This is a genomic window from Streptomyces sp. NPDC001920 (genome assembly GCF_053594495.1).
The window spans coordinates 1-23,662 of sequence record NZ_JBSFEP010000028.1 but is presented as its reverse complement, the minus strand read 5'-3'; the positions used below and the strand labels follow the sequence as shown (position 1 = coordinate 23,662).

The 23,662-nt window shown below is 70.8% G+C and carries 19 protein-coding genes; 8 read left to right on the top strand and 11 right to left on the bottom strand.

Annotated features, from left to right (window positions below; genetic code table 11):
• Nucleotides 1-49 precede the first annotated feature (49 nt).
• From ACWCPI_RS34895 to ACWCPI_RS34860, 8 genes are all read right to left on the bottom strand, one after another.
• Nucleotides 50-742, bottom strand: coding sequence for a response regulator (locus ACWCPI_RS34895; protein ID WP_451042033.1), 693 nt, complete (start codon nucleotides 740-742; stop codon nucleotides 50-52).
• 330 nt (nucleotides 743-1,072) lie between these two features.
• The gene (locus tag ACWCPI_RS34890) at nucleotides 1,073-1,966 is read right to left on the bottom strand and encodes a universal stress protein (RefSeq protein WP_451041966.1); all 894 of its coding nucleotides are present in this window, start codon (nucleotides 1,964-1,966) and stop codon (nucleotides 1,073-1,075) included.
• 248 nt (nucleotides 1,967-2,214) lie between these two features.
• Nucleotides 2,215-2,835, bottom strand: a complete 621-nt coding sequence (locus tag ACWCPI_RS34885) for a CBS domain-containing protein (RefSeq protein ID WP_451041965.1) — start codon at nucleotides 2,833-2,835, stop codon at nucleotides 2,215-2,217.
• Nucleotides 2,836-2,995: 160 nt separating this feature from the next.
• The gene (locus ACWCPI_RS34880; protein WP_451041964.1) at nucleotides 2,996-3,847 is read right to left on the bottom strand and encodes a universal stress protein; all 852 of its coding nucleotides are present in this window, start codon (nucleotides 3,845-3,847) and stop codon (nucleotides 2,996-2,998) included.
• A gap of 40 nt (nucleotides 3,848-3,887) precedes the next feature.
• A complete protein-coding gene (gene pflA, locus ACWCPI_RS34875) occupies nucleotides 3,888-4,667 on the bottom strand; it encodes a pyruvate formate-lyase-activating protein (RefSeq protein WP_451041963.1) in 780 nt (259 codons plus the stop codon).
• 53 nt (nucleotides 4,668-4,720) lie between these two features.
• Complete coding sequence (gene pflB / locus ACWCPI_RS34870) at nucleotides 4,721-6,991, bottom strand: formate C-acetyltransferase (protein ID WP_451041962.1); 2,271 nt, start codon at nucleotides 6,989-6,991, stop codon at nucleotides 4,721-4,723.
• Between the two features lie 601 nt (nucleotides 6,992-7,592).
• Complete coding sequence (locus ACWCPI_RS34865; RefSeq protein WP_451041961.1) at nucleotides 7,593-8,789, bottom strand: cation:proton antiporter; 1,197 nt, start codon at nucleotides 8,787-8,789, stop codon at nucleotides 7,593-7,595.
• A gap of 3 nt (nucleotides 8,790-8,792) precedes the next feature.
• Nucleotides 8,793-9,272 carry a cation:proton antiporter regulatory subunit gene (locus ACWCPI_RS34860; protein WP_451041960.1) on the bottom strand — a complete coding sequence of 160 codons (480 nt, stop codon included), beginning with the start codon at nucleotides 9,270-9,272 and terminating at the stop codon, nucleotides 8,793-8,795.
• 574 nt (nucleotides 9,273-9,846) lie between these two features.
• Here ACWCPI_RS34860 and ACWCPI_RS34855 point away from each other — a divergent pair.
• From ACWCPI_RS34855 to ACWCPI_RS34840, 4 genes are all read left to right on the top strand, one after another.
• On the top strand, nucleotides 9,847-12,687 hold the full coding sequence (locus ACWCPI_RS34855) for a cation-translocating P-type ATPase (RefSeq protein ID WP_451041959.1): 2,841 nt from the start codon (nucleotides 9,847-9,849) through the stop codon (nucleotides 12,685-12,687).
• Nucleotides 12,688-13,059: 372 nt separating this feature from the next.
• Entirely contained in the window at nucleotides 13,060-15,753 is a 2,694-nt protein-coding gene (locus ACWCPI_RS34850; RefSeq protein WP_451041958.1) for a bifunctional acetate--CoA ligase family protein/GNAT family N-acetyltransferase, read from the top strand.
• A gap of 15 nt (nucleotides 15,754-15,768) precedes the next feature.
• Nucleotides 15,769-16,503, top strand: coding sequence for a CBS domain-containing protein (locus ACWCPI_RS34845; RefSeq protein ID WP_451041957.1), 735 nt, complete (start codon nucleotides 15,769-15,771; stop codon nucleotides 16,501-16,503).
• 16 nt (nucleotides 16,504-16,519) lie between these two features.
• Nucleotides 16,520-17,017: a flavodoxin domain-containing protein gene (locus ACWCPI_RS34840; protein ID WP_451041956.1), complete on the top strand. Its 498-nt coding sequence runs from the start codon at nucleotides 16,520-16,522 to the stop codon at nucleotides 17,015-17,017.
• Nucleotides 17,018-17,330: 313 nt separating this feature from the next.
• On the opposite strand, the gene ACWCPI_RS34835 is transcribed toward ACWCPI_RS34840, so the two are convergent.
• The 3 genes from ACWCPI_RS34835 to ACWCPI_RS34825 form a co-directional block, all read right to left on the bottom strand.
• Nucleotides 17,331-18,197: a GNAT family N-acetyltransferase gene (locus tag ACWCPI_RS34835; protein WP_451041955.1), complete on the bottom strand. Its 867-nt coding sequence runs from the start codon at nucleotides 18,195-18,197 to the stop codon at nucleotides 17,331-17,333.
• Between the two features lie 457 nt (nucleotides 18,198-18,654).
• The gene (locus ACWCPI_RS34830) at nucleotides 18,655-18,933 is read right to left on the bottom strand and encodes a hypothetical protein (RefSeq protein WP_451041954.1); all 279 of its coding nucleotides are present in this window, start codon (nucleotides 18,931-18,933) and stop codon (nucleotides 18,655-18,657) included.
• A 142-nt stretch (nucleotides 18,934-19,075) separates the two neighbouring features.
• Nucleotides 19,076-19,513, bottom strand: coding sequence for a hypothetical protein (locus tag ACWCPI_RS34825; RefSeq protein ID WP_451041953.1), 438 nt, complete (start codon nucleotides 19,511-19,513; stop codon nucleotides 19,076-19,078).
• 393 nt (nucleotides 19,514-19,906) lie between these two features.
• Between ACWCPI_RS34825 and ACWCPI_RS34820 the strand changes: the two genes are divergently transcribed.
• From ACWCPI_RS34820 to ACWCPI_RS34805, 4 genes are all read left to right on the top strand, one after another.
• Complete coding sequence (locus ACWCPI_RS34820) at nucleotides 19,907-21,001, top strand: pentapeptide repeat-containing protein (protein ID WP_451041952.1); 1,095 nt, start codon at nucleotides 19,907-19,909, stop codon at nucleotides 20,999-21,001.
• 441 nt (nucleotides 21,002-21,442) lie between these two features.
• Nucleotides 21,443-21,610: a hypothetical protein gene (locus tag ACWCPI_RS34815; protein ID WP_451041951.1), complete on the top strand. Its 168-nt coding sequence runs from the start codon at nucleotides 21,443-21,445 to the stop codon at nucleotides 21,608-21,610.
• Nucleotides 21,611-21,951: 341 nt separating this feature from the next.
• A complete protein-coding gene (locus tag ACWCPI_RS34810; protein WP_351095532.1) occupies nucleotides 21,952-22,317 on the top strand; it encodes a MerR family transcriptional regulator in 366 nt (121 codons plus the stop codon).
• Between the two features lie 46 nt (nucleotides 22,318-22,363).
• Entirely contained in the window at nucleotides 22,364-23,380 is a 1,017-nt protein-coding gene (locus ACWCPI_RS34805; protein ID WP_451041950.1) for an NADPH:quinone oxidoreductase family protein, read from the top strand.
• Nucleotides 23,381-23,662: the final 282 nt, after the last annotated feature.

Genomic DNA, 23,662 nt, shown 5'->3' with positions numbered 1-23,662 from the left:
TTCCCTCAGACACGCAGCCGACCATGCGTATGGGACGGGCCGCCGGCGATCAGCGCCCTTCCTGCTTGAGCCGGTCCTTGGCCTGCGTCGCGATCACCGCTGCCTGGATGCGCCGCTCGACACCGAGTTTGGCCAGCAAGCGGGAGATGTGGTTCTTGACCGTCTTCTCCGCGAGGTAGAGGCGCTGACCGATCTGCCGGTTGGTCAGGCCCTCGCCGATCAGGGCGAGAATCTCCCGCTCGCGGTCGGTCAGGCCCGGCAGCGCGTCCGGTTCCTGCTCCTGCTCCTGACCTCCGCGAAGCCGGGCCATCAGCTTGGTCGTGGCGCTGGGATCGAGCAGGGACTGCCCCCGGGCCACCGTGCGGACGGCCGACACCAGGTCCGAACCCTGGATCTGCTTCAGGACATACCCGGACGCGCCCGCCATGATCGAGTCGAGCAGGGCCTCCTCGTCGTCGAACGAGGTCAGCATCAGGCAGGCCAGCTCCGGCATGCGCGAGCGCAGCTCACGGCACACGGTCACGCCGTCGCCGTCGGGCAGTCGGACGTCCAGCACGGCCACCTGCGGGCGGAGCGCCGGCACACGCGCCAAGGCCTGCTCGACTGTGCCGGCCTCGCCTACCACGGTGATGTCCGGTTCGTCGTTCAGCAGGTCGTGCACCCCCCGGCGTACCACCTCGTGGTCGTCCAGCAGGAAGACCCGGATGGGGGCATCGGGACCGGGCTGCTCGCTGACCGCCATCAAATACTCCTCGCTCATGCGCTCCGTGCCGACACCCACTCCAGGACGGGGTCGGCCTTCATGAGGAGATCCTTCTCGAATCCGGGCACGACGAACAGGGCCGACCGGCCCAATTTCGCGCGGGGATCCGCGGCGGCCGACGATCGTCGTCGCCGTCCCTGTGTCCGTCGGCGCGGGTGGCGGTCGGCACTGTCGTGTATACGCATCCGGTGCGCTGCCCGCGTCCTGCCGGTCGGCGTCTTGGTGGACGCGGTCGGCGCGCTGCTGTCGCGGACCCCGGCCGCCTCTCCAGCAGGGGGCGGGCCGATCAGGCGCGGCCGGGTGCGGGAATCACTCGTGCGGCACGATCGCGACAGGGCAACGGACGTGGTGGATCACGGCGTGCGCGACCGGCCCGGTGTGCACACCGATCCTGGCCGGACGGATCCGGCGGCCGACGGCGAGGAGCCCCGCATCCTGCGCAGCGTTCAGGAGCTGCTGCGCCGGACGCCCTTCCTCAACCAGTTCGTGGACCTCGACCGAGGGAAACTTCGCCCGCCACGGCGCGAGCACGGCGTCCAGCGCCCGCACGGCGGCCTGCCCGACTTCCCTGCGCGCCTTCGCCTCCAGCGCACGGGGAACGTACGGGAGCTGCCACGTGTGCACGACCCGCAGGGGAGCGGCACGCAGCGCCGCACTCTCGAAGGCGAACCCGAGCAGTTCCTCACCCGGACTCGCCGGATCCACGCCGACCACGACGGCTCGGTACGGCGTGTGCGCCGACGCCCGGTGCTCGGCATCCTGCTCGTGCTCGTCCTCCAGCGTCTGGTCGGCCCTCACGAGCACCACAGGCCGCGTGACATGAGCCACCGTCGCCAGCGCCACCGAGCCGGCCAGGAACCCGCCGAAGCCGCTGAACGCCCGGCTCCCCAGGACCAGCAGCTCGGCCTCGTCGCCCGCCGCGACCAAGGCGTCGGCCGCGGGCCGGGACATCTGGTCGGAGCTCACGAACACCTGCGGATAGCGTTCGTCGAGCCGGTCCCTCGCTTCGCGCAGGATCCGCCGCGCCCAGTAGCGCGGTGCCTCCAGCTCCGGCAGTTCCGACTCGTCGGGCGGCGCGCCGCCCTCCCAGGCGTGCACCAGGCGCAGCGGCACGCCGCGCCTGAGCGCCTCGCGGGCCGCCCAGTCGGCGGCAGCGAGGCTCTCACGCGAACCGTCCAGACCCACGACCACAGGACGAAGCACGGCCAACACCTCCCTGGTGGATCCCCGGCTTCCGATGCGGGGCTCTCCACTAACAGAATCGCCGGGCAGGTACGGGCCCGGCAGGGGCCGACGGGGTGCGCACCGGGGCCGAACGGCCCCTTTGCCACCGGTCGCGCGGCCACGCGGCGAAGCGGCCACGCGGCCGTGAGGGGGAGACCGCGTGGCAGAGCGGACCCGATTCGGACGAAGAGCAGCGACGGACGGGACCGCGGACTCGTCGAGGTACTTCATCGGTGCGTGGGATCCAGCCGGATGTCGACGACGCCCTCCACCGCACGCACGGCGCGTGTCACGAGGGGCACGAACGCACGGTCGGCCAGGGGACCGCCGAGGGTGACCACACCGTCGGACACGGTCACGCTCAGATCCCGCGTGACCGGCAGCTGGGTGAGGACGCCGTGCCGGATCTCCTCGGCGATCTCCTCGTCGGAGCGGAGGAAGACCTTCAGCAGATCGCTGCGGCTGACCACGCCTTGCAGGACGCCGACGGCATCCACCACGGGCAGGCGCTTGACGTGCCGACGGGCCATGATGCGCGCAGCCTCGGCGAGGGAGGCGTCGGCGTGCACGGTCACGGCCGGGGTGCTCATCAGCTCGCCGGCGGTCACCCCGGCGGCCTTCTCCATCTCCTTGAGATCGCCCATGTCGGTGTCCCGGAACTCCTCCTTGGGCAGCAGGTCGGCCTCGGAGACCACGCCGACGACCCGTCCCTCGCCCTCCAGCACGGGCAGCGCGCTGACCTTCCACTGGTCGAACAACTCGACGATCTCCTTGAAGAGCGCCTTCCCACCGACGGCGACGACGGTGTGCGTCATCACATCGCTCACGGTGTACGGAGATTCAGTCATCGCGACCTCCAGCATGTCGTTCCTCAGGTGCGGACAACCGTCAGGCGCCCGCCGTCACCCGGCGCGGGCACCGACCGGCCCCGGCAGCTTGCCGCCGAGACGGTTCCTCCTCGGGCAACGCCGGGCCGGACCGACGACGTCGACCGTTCGCGCGAGGCCCTCAGGTGAGAGAACCCTTGTTCCATCCGGCCGGCACGATCACGACCGGGCAGTGGGAGTGATGCAGCAGGGTGTGGGTGACCGGCCCCAGGTGCACCCCGGGCCGATGGGGGTCGCGGTGTGCGGCGATGACGACGATGTCGGCCTCACGGGTGGCCGTCAGGAGTGCCTGCGCCGGCCCGGTACGCACCGTGCGGGTCTCGACGCCGACGTGCGGGTATCGCTCCGCCAGCTCGGCCAGGGTGAAGCGGGGTACCGCTTCCTCGCTCCGGGTGCGCCGCGCGTGCTCCTGCTGGCCCGGGCTCGTCGCGGGCACCAGTGACGGCAGTTCGGGGGAGAGGTGCCTGTGCGTCCAGGCATGCACGACGCTCAGCCGTGCCGTGCGGCGTTCCGCCTCGGCGAATGCGTAGGCCGCCGCGTCGGCGTCGGCGTCGCTCTCGATGCCGAGCAGCACCGTGCCGGACTCCCCGGACGGCTGGTCGCCCCGTACGACGAGCAGAGGGCTGCGGGTGTGCGCGGCAAGGCGCAGGCTCACCGAACCGAACAACCTGCCGGTGACGCCGCCGAGCCCCCGGGTGCCGACCACGGTGAGTTCGGCGTCGCTTCCTTCGCTCACCAGCGCCTGCGCGGGGCTCCCCTCGACGGCCGAGGCCACGATCGGCAGTCCGGGGCGCCGTGCGCGCACCCGGGAGGCGGCCGAGGCCAGGACCGGTCCGGCCTCGTCCCGGTCGGGCACGGCGTACACGATGTGCAACGCGGTGCCGCGGCGCTCCGCCTCCTCGGCGGCTCGGTCGAGCGCCCAGGTGGCGGCCAGGGAACCGTCCACTCCGACGGTCACATGACGAGTGGTCATTTCTTCTGCGCTCCCTCGCGGATTCTTGGTGCACTCCAGGTCAAAGAGCCCGCAGGCCGTGCTCCCGGAACTGCTCGCGCACCCGATCGGTGAGCTCCGAGGTCGGGGTGGGCGTGTCGCGCAGGGGGAAGGGAATCCCGAGGGCGTCGTACTTGTGGGCACCGAGCTTGTGGAACGGCAGGACGTCCACGCGGTCGACGCTGCCGAGGCCGGCGAGGAATGCGCCGAGTCCGTCGACGGCCGCCGGGTCGTCGGTCCAGCCGGGGACGAGGACGTAGCGGATCCACATCGGGATGCCGAGCCGGTCCAGTCGGGTGGCGAAGCTGAGCGTGGGGGCGAGTTCGCCGCCGGTCAGCTTGCGATAGGTGTTGACGTCGAAGGACTTGACGTCCAGCAGCACCAGGTCGGTGTCGGCGAGGAGTTCGTCGGTGGCGCGGGCCCCGAGGAAGCCGGAGGTGTCCAGGGCGGTGTGCAGCCCGGCTTCCTTGCAGCGGCGCAGGACGGAGGCGGTGAAGGCGGGCTGGAGCAGCGCTTCCCCGCCGGTGAGGGTGACTCCACCGCCCGCCGCGGCGATGAACGTGCGGTACTTGTCGATCTCCGCCATGACGTCGTCGACGCTGGTCTCCCGCCCGTCGCGCATGTGCCAGGTGTCCGGGTTGGCGCAGTACAGGCAGCGCAGCGGGCAGCCGCTGAGGAAGAGCACGAACCGGGTCCCGGGACCGTCCACTCCGGTGGACAGGTCCCAGGAGTGGATCCGGCCCGTCACCCTGCCGGCCCCGGTCACCCGGCGGGCCCCGGCCGCCGGGTCGGGTCCGGTCATCCGGCCGCTCCCTGTCGCTCGGTCTGTCGTCATCGCCATCACGGCCCGCTCGCTCACAGAGATCCGTGGAAGGTGCGGCTGATGACGTCGAGCTGCTGCTCACGGGTCAGCCGGACGAAGTTCACGGCGTACCCGGAGACCCGGATGGTCAGTTCCGGATACTTCTCCGGGTGCTCCATCGCGTCCTCCAGCACCGCCCGGTTCAGCACGTTGACGTTCATGTGGAAGCCGCCGGCCGCCATGTAGGCGTCGAGGATGCCGACGAGGTGGCCCGCGCGCTCCTCGGGGGCGTGGCCGAGCCCCTCGGGTGTGATGGTGGTGGTCAGCGAGATACCGTCGCGCGCCGCCTCGTACGGCAGCTTGGCCACCGACAGGGCCGAGGCGGCCACCCCGTGCCGGTCGCGGCCGTTCATGGGGTTGGCGCCGGGCGCGAAGGGCTGCCCGGCACGCCTGCCGTCGGGGGTGTTGCCGGTGTGCTTGCCGTAGACCACGTTGGAGGTGATGGTCAGCACCGACTGGGTGTGCTCGGCGTTGCGGTAGGTGGGGTGCTTGCGCACCTTGGCCATGAACGACTCCACGAGGTCGACGGCGATGGCGTCGGCGCGGTCGTCGTTGTTGCCGTACGCCGGGAAGTCGCCCTGGGTCTCGAAGTCCACGGCCAGCCCGGTCGCGTCACGGAACACCCGCACGCGCGCGTGCTTCACCGCGGACAGACTGTCCACCGCCACCGACAGCCCGGCGATCCCGCACGCCATGAAGCGGTGCACGGGGTGGTCGTGCAACGCCATCTCGATGCGTTCGTAGGCGTACTTGTCGTGCATGTAGTGGATGACGTTGAGCGTGTTGACGTACGCCTCCGCCAGCCAGTCCAGCATCCGGTCGTACGCCGCCGACAGCTCGTCGTGATCCAGGTACTCGCCGGTCAGCGGCGGCATCTCGGGCCCGATCTGCTCGCCGGTCATCTCGTCCCGGCCGCCGTTCACCGCGTACAGCAGCGCCTTGGCCAGGTTGACGCGCGCTCCGAAGAACTGCATCTGCTTGCCCACCGCCATGGCGGACACGCAGCAGGCGATGGCGGTGTCGTCGCCGGTGCGCGGCCGCATCTGCTCATCGGACTCGTACTGGACGGCGCTGGTGTCGATGGAGACCTGCGCGCAGAACTCCTTGAAGCCGGACGGCAGCCGGGGCGACCACAGCACGGTCAGGTTCGGCTCCGGGGCGGGCCCGAGGTTGTACAGGGTCTGCAGGAAACGGAACGAGGTGCGGGTGACCAGCGGCCGGCCGTCGGTGCCGATGCCGCCGATGGACTCCGTCACCCAGGTCGGGTCGCCGGAGAACAGCGCGTCGTACTCGGGGGTGCGCAGGAACCGTACGATCCGCAGCTTGATCACGAAGTCGTCGATCAGCTCCTGGGCCCGGGTCTCGCCGATGGTCCGCTCCTCCAGGTCCCGCTGGAGGTAGACGTCCAGGAAGGTGGAGGTGCGGCCCAGCGACATCGCGGCGCCGTTCTGCTCCTTCACCGCGGCCAGGAAGCCGAGATAGAGCCACTGGACGGCCTCGTGTGCCGTGACGGCGGGGCGGGAGACGTCGCACCCGTAGGAGGCGGCCATCTCGGTCAGCTCGCCCAGCGCCCTGATCTGCTCGGCCAGTTCCTCGCGGTCGCGGATGACGTCCGGGCCGGAGGGCTGTGCGTCCAGCCGAGCCCGCTCGGCACGCTTGGCCTCGATCAGCCGGTCGGTGCCGTACAGCGCGACGCGCCGGTAGTCGCCGATGATCCGGCCGCGGCCGTAGGCGTCCGGCAGTCCGGTGATGATCCCGGCCTTGCGGGCGGCCCGCATCTCGGGGGTGTAGGCGTCGAAGACTCCGTCGTTGTGGGTCTTGCGGTAGGTGCCGAACACCTTCGTCACGAAGGGGTCGGGCTCGTAGCCGTACGCCCGCAGACCGTTCTCCACCATCCGCAGGCCGCCGTTGGGCATGATCGCGCGCCGCAGCGGGGCGTCGGTCTGAAGGCCGACGATCAGCTCCCGGTCCCGGTCGATGTAGCCGGGCCGATGCGACGTGATCGTCGACGGGGTCGCGGCATCGACGTCGTGGATGCCCTTCGCGCGCTCCTCGGGGAACAGTGCGCTGACCTTCTCCCAGACGGCGCGGGTACGGTCCGTGGGACCCGCCAGAAAGCCCGAACCGCCCTCGTAGGGCGTGTAGTTGGCCTGGATGAAGTCACGCACGTCGATGTTCTCGCGCCAGCGTCCCCCCGCGAAGCCACGCCACGCGTTCGACGCACTCACGGTGGTTTCCACGCCTGTCGGGGCCACGGTCGCCATTACTGCCTCCGGATCGCTCGCGACGCCGTCCGCAGAGGGGCGCGGACGGGCTCTGCTGTCGATGCTCGTCCCATGCCGGTACGCCGGACAGGGTCTGCGGGGAGCCCTCCGCGCTGCCGTCCGGCCCTCATCGAGCCGGCCGCCTGGACCGATGCGCCCGATGTGGCGGGGCCGTTCGGCCCCTTTTCACCCAAGGCCGCGCAACGGCGGCGCCGGGCGGGTTTCTGCCCGCTGGACAAAGATCACCACCGTGCGCCGGAGCCTCCCGAGGAGGAACCCCCGGCACGCCCACGACGATCCCGCGCTGCCCGAGCCCGTGGACCGGACCCGGGCGCCGAACGAACGGCTCCGCCCCGGGGACCTCCAGCCCCGTTGCCCGGGCCACGCAGCCCCTGCGACGCCTGGAGGGTGAAGCGGGACAGAGCCGGTGGTCGTCGGAACCCGGGGTAGGGCGGGTTCGAGCGCACCGATGTCCGCCCCGCAGGATCCGTCGCGGGCGCGGCGGTTGCGCCGGGCTGCTCCTCGGGTCGGTCGGCCGGGCCCCGCGGCATCACGCACCCCCCCGGTCGCCGTGGTGCGGAGAGCGAGGAGCGGGCGAGCGTCACCGAGGGCGCCGGTCGCGGGGCCCTGCGCCGGGTCCGGCGACCGGGACGGGCAGTGCGGCGGCAGGGCGGGCAGGGGCGAAGCGGGTGAGGATGGGCCCGCAGACGGCGAGGAGCATCACATACGTGGTGACCAGGGCCCCGAGCCGGTCCTGCGCGGGACCGGCCAGGCCGATGATGACGACGGAGAACTCGCCTCGGGCGATGAGCGCGGTCCCGGCCCGCACCCGGCCGCGGCGGCCCGCGCCGTCGCGGCCGGCGGCGTACCAGCCTGCGGCCAGCTTGGTGGCCACGCCCACCAGGGCCAGCGCCGCGGCGGAGGGCAGCATCGGCAGCAGACCACCGGGGTCGACGGACAGGCCGAGGGCAAGGAAGAAGACCGCCGCGAACAGGTCGCGCAGCGGGCTGAGGACGGCCCGGGCCCGATCGGCGGCGGTGCCGGTCAGCGCCAGCCCGATCAGGAAGGCCCCGACGGCGGCGGAGACATGGATGGTCTCGGCCAGCGCGGCGACGATCAGGGTGATGCCGAGAACCCGGAGCAGCACCTGCTCCTGGTCGGGGTGGGACAGGATCCGGCCGACGTGATGCGCCCACCGGCCGGAGGCTGCGATCGCCGTGACGACCGCGCCCGTGGCCACCAGCACGGCGAGCAGCGCCTGCCACCAGGTGCCGCCGGAGGTGATGACGGCGAGCAGGGGCAGGTAGGCGGCCATGGCGAAGTCCTCCACCACCAGCACGGACAGCACCGCCGGGGTCTCCCGGTTGCCCAGCCGGCGCAGGTCCGCCAGGAGGCGGGCGACGATGCCGGAGGAAGAGACGTAGGTGGCGCCGGCGAGGGCGAGAATCCCCGAGGCGTCCAGGCCGAGCAGCCATCCCGCCACGGCCCCGGGGGCCGCGTTGAGGACGAGATCGACGACGGCGGACGCCCGGTGGCGGTGGAGGCTGGCGGTGAACTCCCGGACGGTGAAGTCCAGGCCGAGGACCAGCAACAGCAGGATCACACCGATCGAGGCACCGGTGTCGACGAACTCCCGGGCCGCCGGAACCGCGGCGAGGCCGCCGTCGCCCAGTGCCAGACCGGCCACCAGATACAGCGGCACGGGGGAGAGACCGAAACGCCGTGCGGCGGCGCCGAGCACGCTCAGCGCGGTCAGGATGACCCCGAGCTCCAACAGCAGGGCGACGGGGGTGTGCACCGGTCAACCCTGGACGAGGCGCCGGACTCCGGCGATGCCCTCGCGGGTGCCGATGACCACCAGCACGTCTTCGGCCTGCAGAGGCTGTTCCGGCCCGGGCGAGGCGATCACCTCCTCGCCGCGGACGACGGCCACGATGGAGGCGCCGGTGCGGGTCCGGGCCCGGGTGTCCCCCAGCGCACGGCCGGCGAACGGGCTGCCGGGGCGCACCTCGACCTGCTCGGCCCCGAGTCCGGGGACCTCGCGGGTCAGGTCGGCGAACCGCTCCGCGATACGCGGGGCACCGAGGATCTCGGCGAGGGTGTCGGCTTCCTCGCTGGTGAGCCGGAGCACCGGGCGGGCTTCGTCGGGATCGTCACCGGGATACAGCACCAGCTCGAAGTCACCCGAGCGCTGGGCGACGACCCCGACCCTGTCACCGTCCTGGGTGACGAACTCGTACCGCATCCCCACTCCGGGCAGCAGTACCTCGTCGACGTCCATTGGGATCACCCCGTCAGCCATGAATCCGATACCGGTGCGGTCCGCAGGCACGGCCCGCCGTGCAGAGATGTTCGCCAGGCGCCGTCAGGTTCAGCAGCATCGGCGCGCCGCCGCGGCCCGGCCTGCTCCGTACGGCCTCACGGCAAGTGTCCCGATACGGCAAGTGTCCCGATCACCGGGACGGCGTCGGCAGGGCCGATCGGCCCCTCGGACAGTCCGAAGGTCATCCGGCGGTGACCGCAGTGGCGATGCCGGGGGCCTTCGGTCCTTGAGGCAACAGGCTCGGACGGCGGTGCGTCGGCACGACGGGCTGACGCCGGCCCGCCGCGTCGCCGGGACCCCTTCTCCCACCACGGTCATCGCGGCCACGTCGCGGAGCGAGGGCCGGACGGTGCGCCCCTCGTGGACCGTCCGGCCCTGTGCCGAGGGCTTCAGGGCCGCGACAGTGAGGCTGGGGGAGGGAGGCGGAGGCCGGCGCAGGCGAGGGCGCCGTCGCCCGCTCAAGCACGGCTGCTCGCATCCGCGTCGGGTGGCGCCACGACCGGCACACCCCTTCGGGCCACGGGGAGGAAGCATGGACGCACCGGCCACGGCTGACACGGCACAGGCAAGTCCCGCAGACGAGCGCTCCAGCGGCGTACCGGAAGCCTTTCGACTGCAATCCGCGCAGGTGACGGCCATGCTCGGGGTTGCTCCGGCCTTCGGCCTGAGCACCGAGGAGGCCGTGGCGCGGGCGTCGGCCTGTGGACCGAACCAGCTGGCTGAACCGGCCCGGCGCCCGGAATGGCTGAAGTTCCTGGACCAGTTCCGCAACTGGCTCATCGGCATCCTGCTCATCGCGGCCGTGGTGGCCGGCGCCATCGGTGACATCGAGGACGCGCTGGTGATCACGGTCGTCGTGCAGATCAACGCCTTACTGGGCTACCTGCAGGAGCGGCGCGCCGAGCGCAGCCTGGATGCACTGCGCCGCATGCTGGCGCCCACCGCCAGGGTGCGCCGCGACGGAAGGGAACAGGTGGTGGAGGCGCTCACCCTGGTGCCCGGGGACATGGTCCTGCTGGAGGCCGGCGACCGCGTACCGGCGGACGGGCGCCTGACCGTCGCGGAGTCGGTCGAGGTGGCCGAGGCGGCCCTGACCGGCGAGTCCCAGCCCGTCGCCAAGGACGTCGCACCGGTCGACCCCGCCGCGGCGGCCGAGGTGCCGCTCGCCGAACGCACCAGCATGCTGTTCATGAACACCGCCGTGACCCGGGGGCGGGCCGAGATGGTGGTCACGGCCACCGGGATGGGCACCGAACTCGGGGCGATCGCCGAGGAGTTGCGCACCGGCACGGAACCGCCCAGCCCCCTGCAGGTGCAGTTGGACAGTCTCGGCCGTCGGCTCGCGCTGCTGAGCGGTGTCGCGGTCGCCGTCTATGCCCTGACGGCGCTGGTCCGCGGTGAGTCACTGACGGACATCGCGCTGCGGGCCGTGGCCCTGGCCGTCGCCGCGATCCCCGAAGGGCTGCCCGCCGTACTGGCCCTGACGCTGGCGCTCGGTGTGTACCGGATGGCCCGGCGCGGCGCCATCGTCAAACGCCTCGCCTCGGTGGAGTCCCTGGGCTCGGCGACGGTCGTGTGCAGCGACAAGACCGGCACCCTGACACTCAACGAGATGACCGCGCGGGCCCTGTGGACCGGCGGGAGGTTCTACGACGTCACGGGCGAGGGGTACGGGAGTGCGGGCGCCGTATGCCGTGCCGGGACGACGCAGGCCGCCGACGGTCTGCTGGAGGCGGTGCTGCCGTTCGCCCTGTGCAACGACGCACGCGTGAGCGACGACGGTTTCGTCGGCGATCCGACGGAGGCCGCCCTGGTGGTCCTCGCGGCGAAGGCCGGAGCGGACGCCGACGGGCTGCGCGCCGAACTCCCGCGCGTGGGCGAGCTGCCCTTCGACGCCGCCACCAAGTACATGGCCACCTTCCACACCGAACCCGACGGCCGCACCCGCATCCACGTCAAGGGCGCCGTCGACGTGCTGCTGGACCTGTGCTCCGATGTCCGCACCGAGGACGGCGTGCGGGGCCTCGACGACGAATGCCGCGCCGACATCCTCACCGTGACGTCGAAACTGGCCGGCACCGGACTGCGGGTCCTGGGAGCGGCCACCGCCGTCCTGGACGCGATACCGCCCGGGCCCACCAGCATCGTGACCGGATCACCGCCCGGGCCCACCAGCATCGTGACCGGAACACCGCCCGGGCCCTCCAGCATCGTGGCCGGATCACCGCCCGCCTCCACCGCACCAGCCCGTCCCGCGCCGTCCGGGCTGACACTGGTGTCGATCGCGGGGATCGCCGATCCACCCCGACCGCAGGCACGAGACGCGATGGCGCTGTGCCGTACGGCCGGGGTCGCCGTCAAGATGATCACCGGTGACCACGCCGACACCGCGGCGGCCATCGCGCGGGAGCTGGACATCTCCGGAGACGTCGTGACCGGCGCCGAGCTGGACCGGATGCCGGAGGACGAACTCGGCGCGCGCGCCGACGAGATCGGTGTGTTCGCCCGCGTCGCCCCCGAGCACAAGGTCGCGATCGTGCGGGCCCTGTCGAGCCGGGGCCACATCGTCGCCATGACCGGTGACGGCGTCAACGACGCGGCGGCACTGCGGGCCGCCCACATCGGCGTGGCCATGGGCAACACCGGTACGGACGTGGCCAAGGAAGCCGCCGACATGGTCCTGACCGACGACGACTTCTCCACGATCGTGCGAGCCGTGCGCGAAGGACGGGCCATCTACGACAACATCGTCAAGTTCGTCCGCTTCCAGCTGGCCACCAACATCGGCGCCATCCTGACCCTGCTGGGCGCCTCCCTGGCCGGCCTGCCCTCCCCGCTCACGGCGGCCCAACTCCTGTGGATCAACATCATCATGGACGGACCGCCCGCGATGGCCCTGGCCGTCGACCCCGCCCGCGACGACGTGATGCGCCATCCACCGCGCGACCCGAAGGAGCGCATCCTGGACGCCCGCCGGCTCCTCGCCATCGGCCGGGCCGGCGCCGTCATGGCTCTGGGCACCGTCGCCCTGTTCGCTCTCGCCCGCTCGTACGTCGACCCGGACACGGCTCTGACCATGGCGTTCACCACGTTCGTCCTCTTCCAGCCGTTCAACGTCCTGAGCGCACGCGCGGACGACGGCCCCCTGCTGGGCCGCCACCAGTTGCGCAACCGCACCCTGTGGCTGTGCCTGGGCGGCGTCCTCGTCGTGCAGGCTCTCGCCGTGCACCTGCCGTGGGCCCGCACGGCCTTCGGCACGGTGCCACTGACCGCGGCCCAGTGGGCCGTGTGCCTGGCCACCGCCTCCACGGTCCTCCTCGCCGAACTGGCGCTGCGCTGCGCGCGGTGGGCTCTGCGACCCAAGTCGGTCTGAGCGTCGTCCTGCTGCGGCAGCCGGTCCACCATCATGATCAGCGACACGCCAGCCACGCCCGCGTGCTCCACGACCCGCGCAATCGGATACGCGGCCACCGTCGCCCCGGCCGGCAGGCCCCCCTCGGCCACGCACGCCGGTGACCGAGGAGCACTCCCGGATCAGGTATCGGACGGCGCCCCCTCACACCCCGGCCGGCCGCGTCACCGACCCACCGGACGGCACAGCCGGCCCGCTGCGACGAGTCCGGCTTGGGTGCAGGGCCCGCGGATCAGGGCCGACCGGCCCCGGGTTCGTCCCCGTACAGCCCATGGGACGGCCTGCTCGTCCGCCGGATCCTCGAAGTGTCACGAGGTTGGGAGGAGACCCGTCATGACGAACGACGTCCTCGGCCCACGCACCGCCCACGCCCTGCTGGCGGACGGCACGACCGTGTGCATCCGCGCCGTGGAGCCCGGCGACCACGAGCAGGTGCAGGGGCTGTACGAGGAGATGTCCCCGGAGAACCTGAGGCTGAGGTTCTTCGCGGCGAGCCGACGTTCCGCAGCCGCGGCCGCCGACCGTGCCTGTGCTCCGCCCCGTCCCGGCTACCGGGCACTGCTGGCCGAGACACACGGTCGGCTGATCGGCCTCGCCGAGTACACCGTCGTCGACGGCACGACCACCGCGGACATCTCCGTGGCCGTGGCCGACGGACTGCACCACCGCGGCGTCGGCACCCTCCTCGTCGAACACCTGGTCTCGGCCGCCCGCGCGGAGGGCGTCGCCACGTTCACCGCCGACGCGCTCAGCGAGAACCACGAGGTGCTGAAGCTCTTCGCCGACCTGGGCCTGCGCACGACCCGCCGCTTCGAGGGCCCGGAGGTACGGTGCACCGTCGAACTCGGCGAGGACGACACCTACCTCGCAGCCGTCGAGGCCCGCGGCCGGGCAGCCGCCGTGGCCAGCCTTGTCCCGCTGCTGCGGCCGGACACCGTCGCCGTCGTCGGCGCCGGGCGCAAGCCCGGTTCGGTGGGGCGGGCCATCCTCCACCACCTGCACACCGGCGGATTCACCGGGCGGCTGTTCGCCGTGAACCCCCGCGCCTCCGCGATCCTCGCCGTGCCCTCGTACCCCTCGGTCGCAGCGCTCCCCAGGACACCCGACCTCGTGGTCGTCGCGGTGCCCGGCGCAGCGGTCCCGGCCACCGCCGAGGAGTGCGGCAAGGCGGGCGTACGAGCCCTCCTCGTCGTCTCCGCCGGCCTCGACGGCGACCAGGCCGCCGCACTCACGGCGGCGTGCCGCAGGCACGGCATGCGGCTCGTCGGGCCGAACTGCCTCGGCATCACCAACACCGACCCCAAGATCGCCCTGGACGCCACGTTCGCGGCCGGCCACCCACGTCCCGGCACGGCTGGCGTGGCCGTACAGTCCGGAGGCGTCGGTATCGCGCTGCTCGACGGGCTGTCCCGGCTCGGCATCGGCGTGTCGTCCTTCGCCTCGCTCGGCGACAAGTACGACGTCAGCGGCAACGACATGCTCCAGTGGTGGGAGAGCGACGGCACGACCGACCTCGCCCTGCTGCACCTGGAGTCCTTCGGCAATCCGCGGGCGTTCTCCCGTACCGCTCGCCGCGTCACCCGCCGCATGCCGGTGCTCACCGTCGACGCGGGCCGCACCGAGGCGGGCCGTCGTGCCGCCGCCTCGCACACCGCGGCCGCCGCCACCCGCACCATGACGCGCCAGGCCCTGTTCACCCAGGCGGGCATCACCGCGACCCGTTCGGTCGGCGAACTCCTCGAAACGGCCGCACTGATGCACGCCCAGCCGCTACCGGCCGGCACCCGGGTCGCGATCGTCACCAACGCGGGCGGCGCAGGCGTCCTGACTGCCGACGCCTGCGCGGAGGCGGGCCTCGTCCTACCGCCGTTCCCGCCCGAACTGGTCGACGACCTGCGCGCCGTGCTGCCTGCCGGTGCCGCCGTCGGCAACCCCGTCGACACGACCGCCGCGGTCACTGAGGAGCAGCTCAGCACCTGTGTGGACAGGATCGTCGGCCACGGCGCAATCGACGCCTTGCTGCTGGCCCTCGTCCCGACCGCCGTGGCCGCGGCAACCGGCGACAACCTCGTCAGGGCCCTCACCGGCGGCCCGGGCCGCCGGACACGACCGGTCGCGGCGATACGGCTCGAACAGGACCTGCCCGTCACGCTGCTGCCCGCCGCCGACGGCGGCACCATCCCGTCGTACGCCGAGCCCCAGGCGGCCGCACGGGCCCTGGCCCACGCGGCCCGCCGCGCCTCCTGGCTGAGCCGCCCGCCGGGTACGGTCCCCGACCTCGACGAGGTCGACACGGCTCGCGCCCACCAGGTCGCCGAGACGTTCCTGGCCGACAACCCGGACGGCGGCTGGCTCGACCCGCGCACCTGCGCCGCCCTCCTTTCCTGCTACGGCATCCCGCAGCTCGGGTGGGCCTGGGCCGAGACCGAGGACGACGCCGTCCTCGCAGCCGAGCGGCTGCGCGGCCCCGACGGCCGGGTGGTGATGAAGGCCCACTGGCCGGGTCTGGTGCACAAGAGCGAGCAGCGCGCCGTCCACCTCGACCTGCAGGGCGATGCCCAAGTGCGCGCCGCCTTCCGGGACTTCGACATGCGGTTCGCGGGCCTGCTGACCGGCGTGGTCGTGCAGCCGCTCGCCGCGCGCGGCACCGAACTGTTCGCCGGAGTCGTCCAGGACGAGGTCTTCGGTCCGCTGGTGCTGTTCGGACTGGGCGGCACCGCGACCGAGGTACTGGGCGATCACGCCGCCCGGCTCGCCCCGCTCACCGACCACGACGTGCACGACCTGATCACCGCGCCGCGCTGTGCGCCGCTGCTCTTCGGCGAGCGCGGCAGCGGTCCGGTCGACCTGGAAGGCCTGGAGCAGATGCTGCTGCGGCTGTCCCGGATGGCGGCCGACCTGCCGCAGCTCGCCGAGGCCGACTTCAACCCCGTACTCGCGACACCGGGCGGAGTGTCCGTGCTCGACGCGCGCGTACGCCTGCTTCCGCGCCGGCCGCAGGACCCGTACCTGCGCCGACTCCGCTGAGAAGGGAAGATGGACATGAAGCACAACAAGGTCGGTTCCGTGATGACCCTGGACGTCGTCCGTGCCGCGTACGGCACCCCGTTCAAGGAGGTGGCCCGGATGCTGGCCGACCACCGGATCAGCGGGCTGCCGGTCGTCGACGAGGACCAGAAGGTGCTCGGGGTGATCTCCGAGACGGACCTCATGGTCCGGCAGGCGCAGGCCCCGGACCCGTTCGAGCCGCCGAAGCGTCGCTTCCGCTTCTCCGGGCTGACGCGTACCGCCCGCAGGCAGGCCGCAAAGGCCCGAGCTCGCACTGCCGGACAGCTGATGACCGAACCGGCCGTCACGGTGCGCGCCGACGCCACCATCGTGGAGGCCGCCCGGACCATGGCGCAGCGGCGCATCGAGCGGCTGCCCGTGGTGGACGAGGAGGAACGGCTCGTCGGGATGGTGACCCGGCGCGACCTGCTCCAGGTCTTCCTGCGACCGGACCGGGAAGTCCGCCAGGAGGTGATCGACGAGGTGCTGGTCCGCACGCTCTGGCTGGCGCCCCGGACGGTCGACGTCTCCGTGGTCGAAGGAGTCGTCACGCTCACCGGCCCGATGGAGCGCAAGAGCGAGACCGAGATCGCCGTGTCCATGACCCGCCAGATCGACGGCGTGGTCGGCGTGGTCGACAAGCTCACCTACCGGCTGGACGACGCGCGTCTCCAGCCCCATGCCCAGGCACTGCACGGCGTAGCCGACGACTGGCTGCGCAAACTGTGAGAGGAGGCGGACCATCATGCCCACCAGCGTGCTGGTCGCCTACGGGTCGACGAACGGATCAACCGCGGAGATCGCCGAGGCTGTCGGCGAGGTCCTGCGCAAGGAAGGGCTGACGGCCGAGGTCCGGCCCGCCCAGTCCGTGGCGAGCCTCGCGTCGTACGACGCCGTCGTGGTCGGAGGCGGGCTGTACGCCGGGCGCTGGCAGAAGGACGCCCGCCGCTTCGTCCGCCACCACCGCCGGGAACTGGTCGAACGCCCGCTCTGGCTCTTCAGCAGCGGCCCGCTCGACGCCTCGGCTTCGGAACGGGACATCCCGCCTGCGCCCGGCGTGAAGAAGGCGATGGACCGGCTCGACGCCCGGGAGCACATCACCTTCGGCGGCTGCCTGCGCGAGGGCGCGAAAGGATGGGTCGCCCGGATGATCATCCGCAAGGGACAAGGCGGCGACTTCCGGGACTTCACGCAGATCGAGGAGTGGGCGGGGCGCATCGGGAGGGAGCTCACCCGAGAATGATCGGATTCGGCGCGGCGAGCGGTACGGCTGCTCGTCGCGCCGGGCCACGCCCGACGGTTCGGCTGCCGCGCGCCTTCCTCGAACCCTGCTTGCACGCAGGAGACCTCCACCGCACCGGGACGGCCCGCACCGACCGGCACCTCAACGGCTCGAACACCAGCCCTCGCCGGCCTCGAATCAACCCACACCAGCACGAGCACCCAGCAGTTGAATCACGCCATCCCGCGCGGCCCGACATCAGGCGGCCCGAGCCCGGTCCCGCATCTCGGCGAGCGCCGGGAACCCGGGCGCGCCCTGCCCGGCCGCCACGCTCTCAGGCCGTCCGGATCCGGTCCCGCACCTCCGGCCGCGCCTCGAACCCGGCCGCCTTGTACGTGGCGACGCCACCGACGTTGGAACTCGGCGTGCACACACGCACGCTCGACGAGCCCATCTCCCGCAGCGCGGCCGCCCCTGCCAACGTGATCGCCCGGCCGTAGCCACGACCGCGGTGGTCCTCGTGCACGCCCATCGGCTCGACCAGCCCCGGCTTCCCCGGGCCGGCCGACCACACCGTCACCACCGCCGCCAGATTGCCCTGCCCGTCATAGGCGCCCAGGCAGCGGGCGTCCGCGTAGAACGGTCCCGCCGACATGGCGTGCCAGTACGCGCGCGTCGGCTTCGAGGTGTTGAACGCCGACCGAAGGACGTCGGCGAAATCCTGCGCCTGCTCCGGGCCGATCGCCCTGATCCGCACGCCGGGCTCCTCCACCGGCTCCGCGAGGCCGCGGAAGAGCGGCGTCCACGGCTCGTCGACACCCCAGCCCTCCTTGGTCAACAGGTCATGGAGCAGCAGGCCCTGCGGCGCCTCGACGGACACCGTTCCTTCCGGCAGCACGCCGCGCTCAGGCAGCGAGAAGTCCTCTACGAGCCGCCGCGCCAAGGCCTCATCATGGAAAGCGTCCGGAGCGACCGTCATCCGCACCAGCGTCGGCGAATCCAGCATCCCCACCGCGAGGATCCGCCCGTCCCGGCTCCAGGTCCGGACCACCGCGGCCGTCTCCGCCGATCCGAGCCGGTGGTTCCAGCCGATGTCCCCCGAATGCAATTGCATCGGCGCTGCGTCGTACTGCCACTCCCGCAGCGCGGCCATGGCCTCGCGCACCCCGTCGTTCGCGGGAGTTCCCAGGGCTATCGTCATAGCCGGGATCAGACACCCCGACCCGAAGGCCCGCAACCGATTAACGAGTTGAGGCGTGAGGGCGGATGAGGGTGTGGTCCTTTCCAGGGGTCGGCGGTGCTCAGCTCTGACTCCCGGCACGACCGCCTCCGTGGCCCGCCGCCCAGGCCAGAGGCTTCCCCGGAGGCGCTCCGGCAGAGCAGACCGAACGTCCCCGTAGGGCCGGTTCGCGGCCGATCACGTTGCCGGAGTCCACGGGAGACGATCGGGGCCCCCGGCCCGACCCTGGTTTGACCTTCACCTTGGGGGAGGCCACAGCATGAGTGGGGCCTGGTGATGCGCTCGGCATGAGGAGGAGTGAGCATAAGGTTGCTGACCATCGGGGCGTTCGCGAAGGCTTCCCGATTATCGCCGAAGGCGCCCGTCTTCGGGTGGAGCGCTTTGCGCGTCGGCCGCGTGAGCCGCAGGCGCAGACTGATCAAGCCGGAGGTTTCACCCAGGGAGCCAGCCGTTCCCCGGCTGCCAGATTCTCGCGCCAGTACCGGAAGACGGTTCCACGGACGATGTCGAGGTGCATGGCCGCGACCAGGCCGGAGGCGAGACTCGGCCCGCCCGCATCGGCCTCGAAGGCAATCAGTACGGGCGGCGTCTCACCGACCTGCCGGGCAACGAGTCGGACCTCGTCAGGCGTTGGCGCACGGAACAGCGGGTCCTGGAAGGCGGCCGGGCACATGACGAGGACCGGGTCGCTGAACACCAGCTCCAGACCGTGGGCGTACGAGATGTCGTGCCCGGCGCCCAGACGCAGCCGGCCAGGGTCCCAGGCGACGATGTCCCAGTCCCACCATGCCCCTTCGGGAAGCTCGATCGCGGCCTGTGGCCCGCCCTGGACCGCGCCGTCAATCGGGAATCACCAGGCCGAACTCACGCAGTCGCGGAAGGCAGACAGCCAGGCACGCCTCCAAAGAGACGGCGTCCGTGCGTACCAGGAGATCATCCCGAAACGGGGCTCCGTTCGCGACCAGGGTCCAGGGTTTCGTCCCGTCACGCATGCGCTCGGCGTCGACCTTGAACAACACCGTCACACCCTGCTCCGCCAACGACTCCATGACCGGCGCTACGTCCAACGCATCCCCACCCCCTGCCTGAAATCGAACAGGCAGAAGGCTACATCGGCCTCTCACCCAGGTTCGAGCAAGCGCTGCGGGATTCTCAGACCCTGATGGGCGAACAGACGTGTTCAACGCGGGCGGATCGGCCTTGGCGTAGGCGTCGACGACCACATCGATCAGCTGGTCGTAGTCCGGGCCGGTCTTGCCCTCATAGGCCGCGGTCATGCGGCCCCGCTCGTCCCAGTTGAGAGTCTCCTGCAGGCGAGTGGACGGCCCCTGGGCCGCAGGACGCCGTGATGTCCGGTCGACCTACGGGGCACGAGGGAGGCGACGGTGTGTCAGGTGAGCCCGGCCGGAGGGGTGTGGGCCTCGGAAGCCTGACCGCTCTCCGCAGGTACACAGCCGAGAATGCACCCGGTCCGTCCTTCGGGTTCCTTCACGGTGTGGCAGCCACTCGGACACAGGTCCATCAGGTGCCATGGGCAGATGAGGATTACCCCTCGCCGTGGGCGACACCAGCGTGCCACCCACCGTCGGGAGGCGCTCCGGCGACGTGCAGGGCGCCTGTCAGGTGAAGACCGTAGTCCGGACCGCAGTCGGGAGGGGCGGACGGCCCTGGTGGTGGCCGCCCTGCCCGGTCTGACGGCTCTTGTGGCCTTGTTGTTCACGTGGATGTCAGTGGGACAGACGCGAACTGAGCTGCGGATCGCCGAACAGGGGCAGATCACCAACCGCTTCAACAACGCGGTAGAGCACCTGGGCTCCAAATCCGTGGACGTGCGCCTTGGCGGGCTCTATGCCTTACAGCGGATCATGCAGGACTCCCCCCGGGACCAGCCCGCCATCGTGGAAATCCTCTGTGCGTACGTGCGGCAGAACGCGCGCGTTCCTGCAGGTGGCTTCGACAAGATCAAATTGGATGACCTCCTGGATGACCGAAAGGATCCGCCGCCTACTGACATTGCCGCCGTGATGACTGTGCTCAACAACAGATCACCCGATCATGATGGCAAAATCCAGCTGAATCTGTCCGGGATTGAGCTCCGCCACTTGGGCTTGGGAGGGGTGTTCAGGCAAGCAACTCTGGGCGGCGCCGACCTCAGGAGCGCAGGACTGTTCGGTGATCTGCGCGACAGCTATTTCAACGACGCAAACCTGTCTCATGCCCTTGTCGACGGCGCCAACTTGCTCCGGGCCTCTTTCCAGTGGGCGACCCTGGAGAATGCCCTGGTGACTCGGGCGAAGCTGGCCCGTGCAGATTTCACCGAGGCGAACCTGCGTAATGCCGATCTGAGTGGCTCTCGTGCCTATGCGAATGACCTTTCCGAAGCGGTGTTCTTCGGTACGGACATGAGGGACGCGTGGCTTGATGGGGCCAAACTGACCGGTGCCGTCTTCGTTGAAGCCGACTTGAGTGGAGCGGATCTCATCGGGGCGAATCTGCAGGGGGCGCGGCTCAGCGCTGCCGACGAACGCCTGGAAGACGTACTGGGTGTCGAGCTGGACCCGGATACTCATGCGTCCTTGCGTAATGCCGATCTGACAGAAGCGGATCTCAGGGGCGCCGACTTGCGGGGGGTGGATATAAGCGGTGCGGACCTGACCAGGGTCGATCTACGAGGAGCCAAGCTCAGCGGGGTGAAGCTGACTGGAGCCACACTGACCGGCGTACGAGGACTGCCACGATCACTGCTCTCGCAGACCAAGTCGTGATCACCACTGCTCCGCGGTGTCCTCGTCCCGGTTTGGCGACCCGCTGGCATCGGCCCGGCCCTGTGGAGCCCGTCGGCCAACCCTCCCGGCGAAGTCCCGGCCAGCGACAACGAGAAGAACTGCACCGGGCCGCGGCCGGCGACGTCTTGGACGTCACCTCTCGGGTGACCGCAAGGGACATGGCCAGAGCATCCGCAGCGACAACCGGGTCGACCGCACGAAGCACGAGGTCGAGATCTTCTACAAGGAAGGGGACGGCGAGACCCGAACCAGGACGTCGCCCGCTCCATGCCCGCCTCCACGTCCAGCTCATGCGCCCCCTTGGTGCTGATGTATCCCTTCGATACGTCACCCGAACGGCTGGTTTTCCGGTGATGGGATTCTCGGCGATCGCGCGGGCGCCCATGCTCGACAAGTCAACCGGAACCTCTGGGAGGTCACATGCGGTTTCATCGCGCCCTCACCCTGGTCGCCGCCGTGTTGCTCGCCGTCCTGGCGCCCATGGGGATGGCGCCGACGGCGAGTGCTGACCCGCTCATCCCGACTCCGAACCAGGCCAAGTGCATCTTGGAGAACCCCGACAAGGTGTTCCAGTGTCTGCACCTGTAGCGACGTACTGACTAGGCAGATCAGCCCGGGGGAGGGGTCGTTGACGGCGACTGCGGTCGCCTGCAGTGGCGCCTTTCCCCGTGCGGACAGTTCCTCGCCCCATGCAATGACGACAGACTGTCGGCGGAAACGTCGTCTTTCGGGGATTCGAGTGATCCAGCCGGGCGCCCGGGCGGCATCTGGTGATGAGCCGTTCGACCGCCTGCCTCCGACCGCAAGCAGGCAAGGCGGTAACGGCGTTAGGTGTTGCGGGACATGAGGTTGTTGACGCCAGAGCAAGTCTTCAACTCGTCACAGCGAGTGCCGGAAGACTGCGGTGCTCCTGGACGTTGGCTACAGGTATGAAGATCAGCGAGGCTTCCAGAGTCAGCGGTGTGAGTGCGCGGTCGTTGCGGCACTACGAGGACGAAGGCTTGATCGTCCCTGGTCGTTTCAGCAATGGGTTCCGTGACTACTGCCAGTCCACGATCGATCGGGTGCTCGTCATCCGGTCGCTGCTGGAGTCCGGACTGCCCGTGAGGTTGATCAGGGAAGTCCTGCCCAGCCTCGCTGACGGATCCGATGCCGGCACTGAGGTGGTGCGTGCGGAGTTCCTGCACGAGGTGCAGGGCTATCGCGATCGGCTCGCTGCTCGCATTGCCGTTCTCAGCGATCAGCAGGCGGCACTCGACGCCTACCTGAGAGAGGCCCGCCGTACTGATCTCTGACGGCCGCTTGACCTTGACGTAAGTGTGAGGTTCCTACGGTCGGTTCATGGAGATCGACGAGCAGCAGAACGCCGCCGAGCAGACCGTGCGAGCACTGGTCCAGCACTCGCACCGTGGGCCGAAGGATCTGACTCTCACGACGGGTCATCGCCGCCCTACCCCTGGGCCCGGCGAGTACCTGATCCGCGTCGGCGCGGCTGGGGTCAACTTCGCCGATGTCATGCAGACCCATGGCACCTACGGAGGAGGTCCGCAGGCACCCTACGTGGCGGGCTTTGAGGCGGCCGGTGAGATCGTGGGGGTCGGCCCGGACGTCGAGAATCCGCTGGCGCTCGGCACCCATGTCGTCGGAGCCGGACCGGGCGCCTTTGCGCAGTACATGACCATGCCGACCACGGGTGTGCTTCCCGTGCCGTCCGGCTGGAACGACGCCCAGGCTCTCGGCCTGGTGCTGAACTGGGCCACCGCGTTGGCGGCACTGAAGCCGTTGGGCGAGATCAAGACGGGTGAGGCGGTGCTCGTTCATGCCGCGGCCGGCGGCGTCGGGCAGGCTGCCGTCCGCCTCGCCCGCCACTACGGTGCACGGGTGATCGCCACGGCCTCGCCGGAGAAGCACGACACCGTCAAAGCCGTCGGCGCCGACGAGGTGCTGGACAGCCGACGCCCCGATCTGGCTGAGGAGATCACCCGCCTGACCGGCGGGGTCGACCTGGTCCTGGAATCGGTGGGCCAGGCCACGTTCGAGGCCAGCCTGTCGGTTACCAAGCCCTTCACCGGACGCATCATCGTGTTCGGAGCCGCTTCCGGTGACGCCACTCTGACCACGCACGACCTGGTCTTCACCCACCAGGTTCAGATCAAGGGCCTGCACATCGGCGCGCTGGCGGTCGCGGCCCCGTCCCTCTACCAGTCGTTGCTCGTAGAGATCGAGGCCCTCATCGCCCACGGCGTCTACCCACCCGGCACACCCCACGTGCATCCCCTGGCCGAAGGACCGGCAGTGCTTCAGCAACTCGAAGCGGGCCAGACCCGGGGCAAGCTGGCCCTCGATCCCTGGCGCTAGGAACACCCTGTGCTTCACCGCGGCGCCGGCCATCGGCGACGAGCTCTGACGTCGTCGCCAGGATCGAGGCACTCCGCCGTGCCGAGAAGTGGTCGGCCTCCCGGATCGCATTTGAGTAGCAAAATGAGTCCTCCCGGGGCCATCGCCGGGGGAGGACTCATGCCGCTGCTCAGCGCGGGGCGTTGCTGCTAGGCAGTTTCGTTTGGATCAGTCGGTCGTTGGTCTGGGTGTGCCGTTAACAGATGCGCAGTGGGCGCGGATCGAGCCGTTACTCCCGGACCG

Coding starts and splice junctions, on each gene's coding strand:
- ACWCPI_RS34895 (WP_451042033.1), bottom strand. CDS start 742: ATGGCGGTCAGCGAGCAGCCCGGTCCCGATGCCCCCATCCGGGTCTTC.
- ACWCPI_RS34885 (WP_451041965.1), bottom strand. CDS start 2,835: ATGACTGAATCTCCGTACACCGTGAGCGATGTGATGACGCACACCGTC.
- ACWCPI_RS34880 (WP_451041964.1), bottom strand. CDS start 3,847: ATGACCACTCGTCATGTGACCGTCGGAGTGGACGGTTCCCTGGCCGCC.
- pflA (WP_451041963.1), bottom strand. CDS start 4,667: ATGACCGGACCCGACCCGGCGGCCGGGGCCCGCCGGGTGACCGGGGCC.
- pflB (WP_451041962.1), bottom strand. CDS start 6,991: ATGGCGACCGTGGCCCCGACAGGCGTGGAAACCACCGTGAGTGCGTCG.
- ACWCPI_RS34860 (WP_451041960.1), bottom strand. CDS start 9,272: ATGGACGTCGACGAGGTACTGCTGCCCGGAGTGGGGATGCGGTACGAG.
- ACWCPI_RS34855 (WP_451041959.1), top strand. CDS start 9,847: ATGGACGCACCGGCCACGGCTGACACGGCACAGGCAAGTCCCGCAGAC.
- ACWCPI_RS34850 (WP_451041958.1), top strand. CDS start 13,060: ATGACGAACGACGTCCTCGGCCCACGCACCGCCCACGCCCTGCTGGCG.
- ACWCPI_RS34845 (WP_451041957.1), top strand. CDS start 15,769: ATGAAGCACAACAAGGTCGGTTCCGTGATGACCCTGGACGTCGTCCGT.
- ACWCPI_RS34840 (WP_451041956.1), top strand. CDS start 16,520: ATGCCCACCAGCGTGCTGGTCGCCTACGGGTCGACGAACGGATCAACC.
- ACWCPI_RS34835 (WP_451041955.1), bottom strand. CDS start 18,197: ATGACGATAGCCCTGGGAACTCCCGCGAACGACGGGGTGCGCGAGGCC.
- ACWCPI_RS34825 (WP_451041953.1), bottom strand. CDS start 19,513: ATGACCGCGGCCTATGAGGGCAAGACCGGCCCGGACTACGACCAGCTG.
- ACWCPI_RS34815 (WP_451041951.1), top strand. CDS start 21,443: ATGCGGTTTCATCGCGCCCTCACCCTGGTCGCCGCCGTGTTGCTCGCC.
- ACWCPI_RS34810 (WP_351095532.1), top strand. CDS start 21,952: ATGAAGATCAGCGAGGCTTCCAGAGTCAGCGGTGTGAGTGCGCGGTCG.
- ACWCPI_RS34805 (WP_451041950.1), top strand. CDS start 22,364: ATGGAGATCGACGAGCAGCAGAACGCCGCCGAGCAGACCGTGCGAGCA.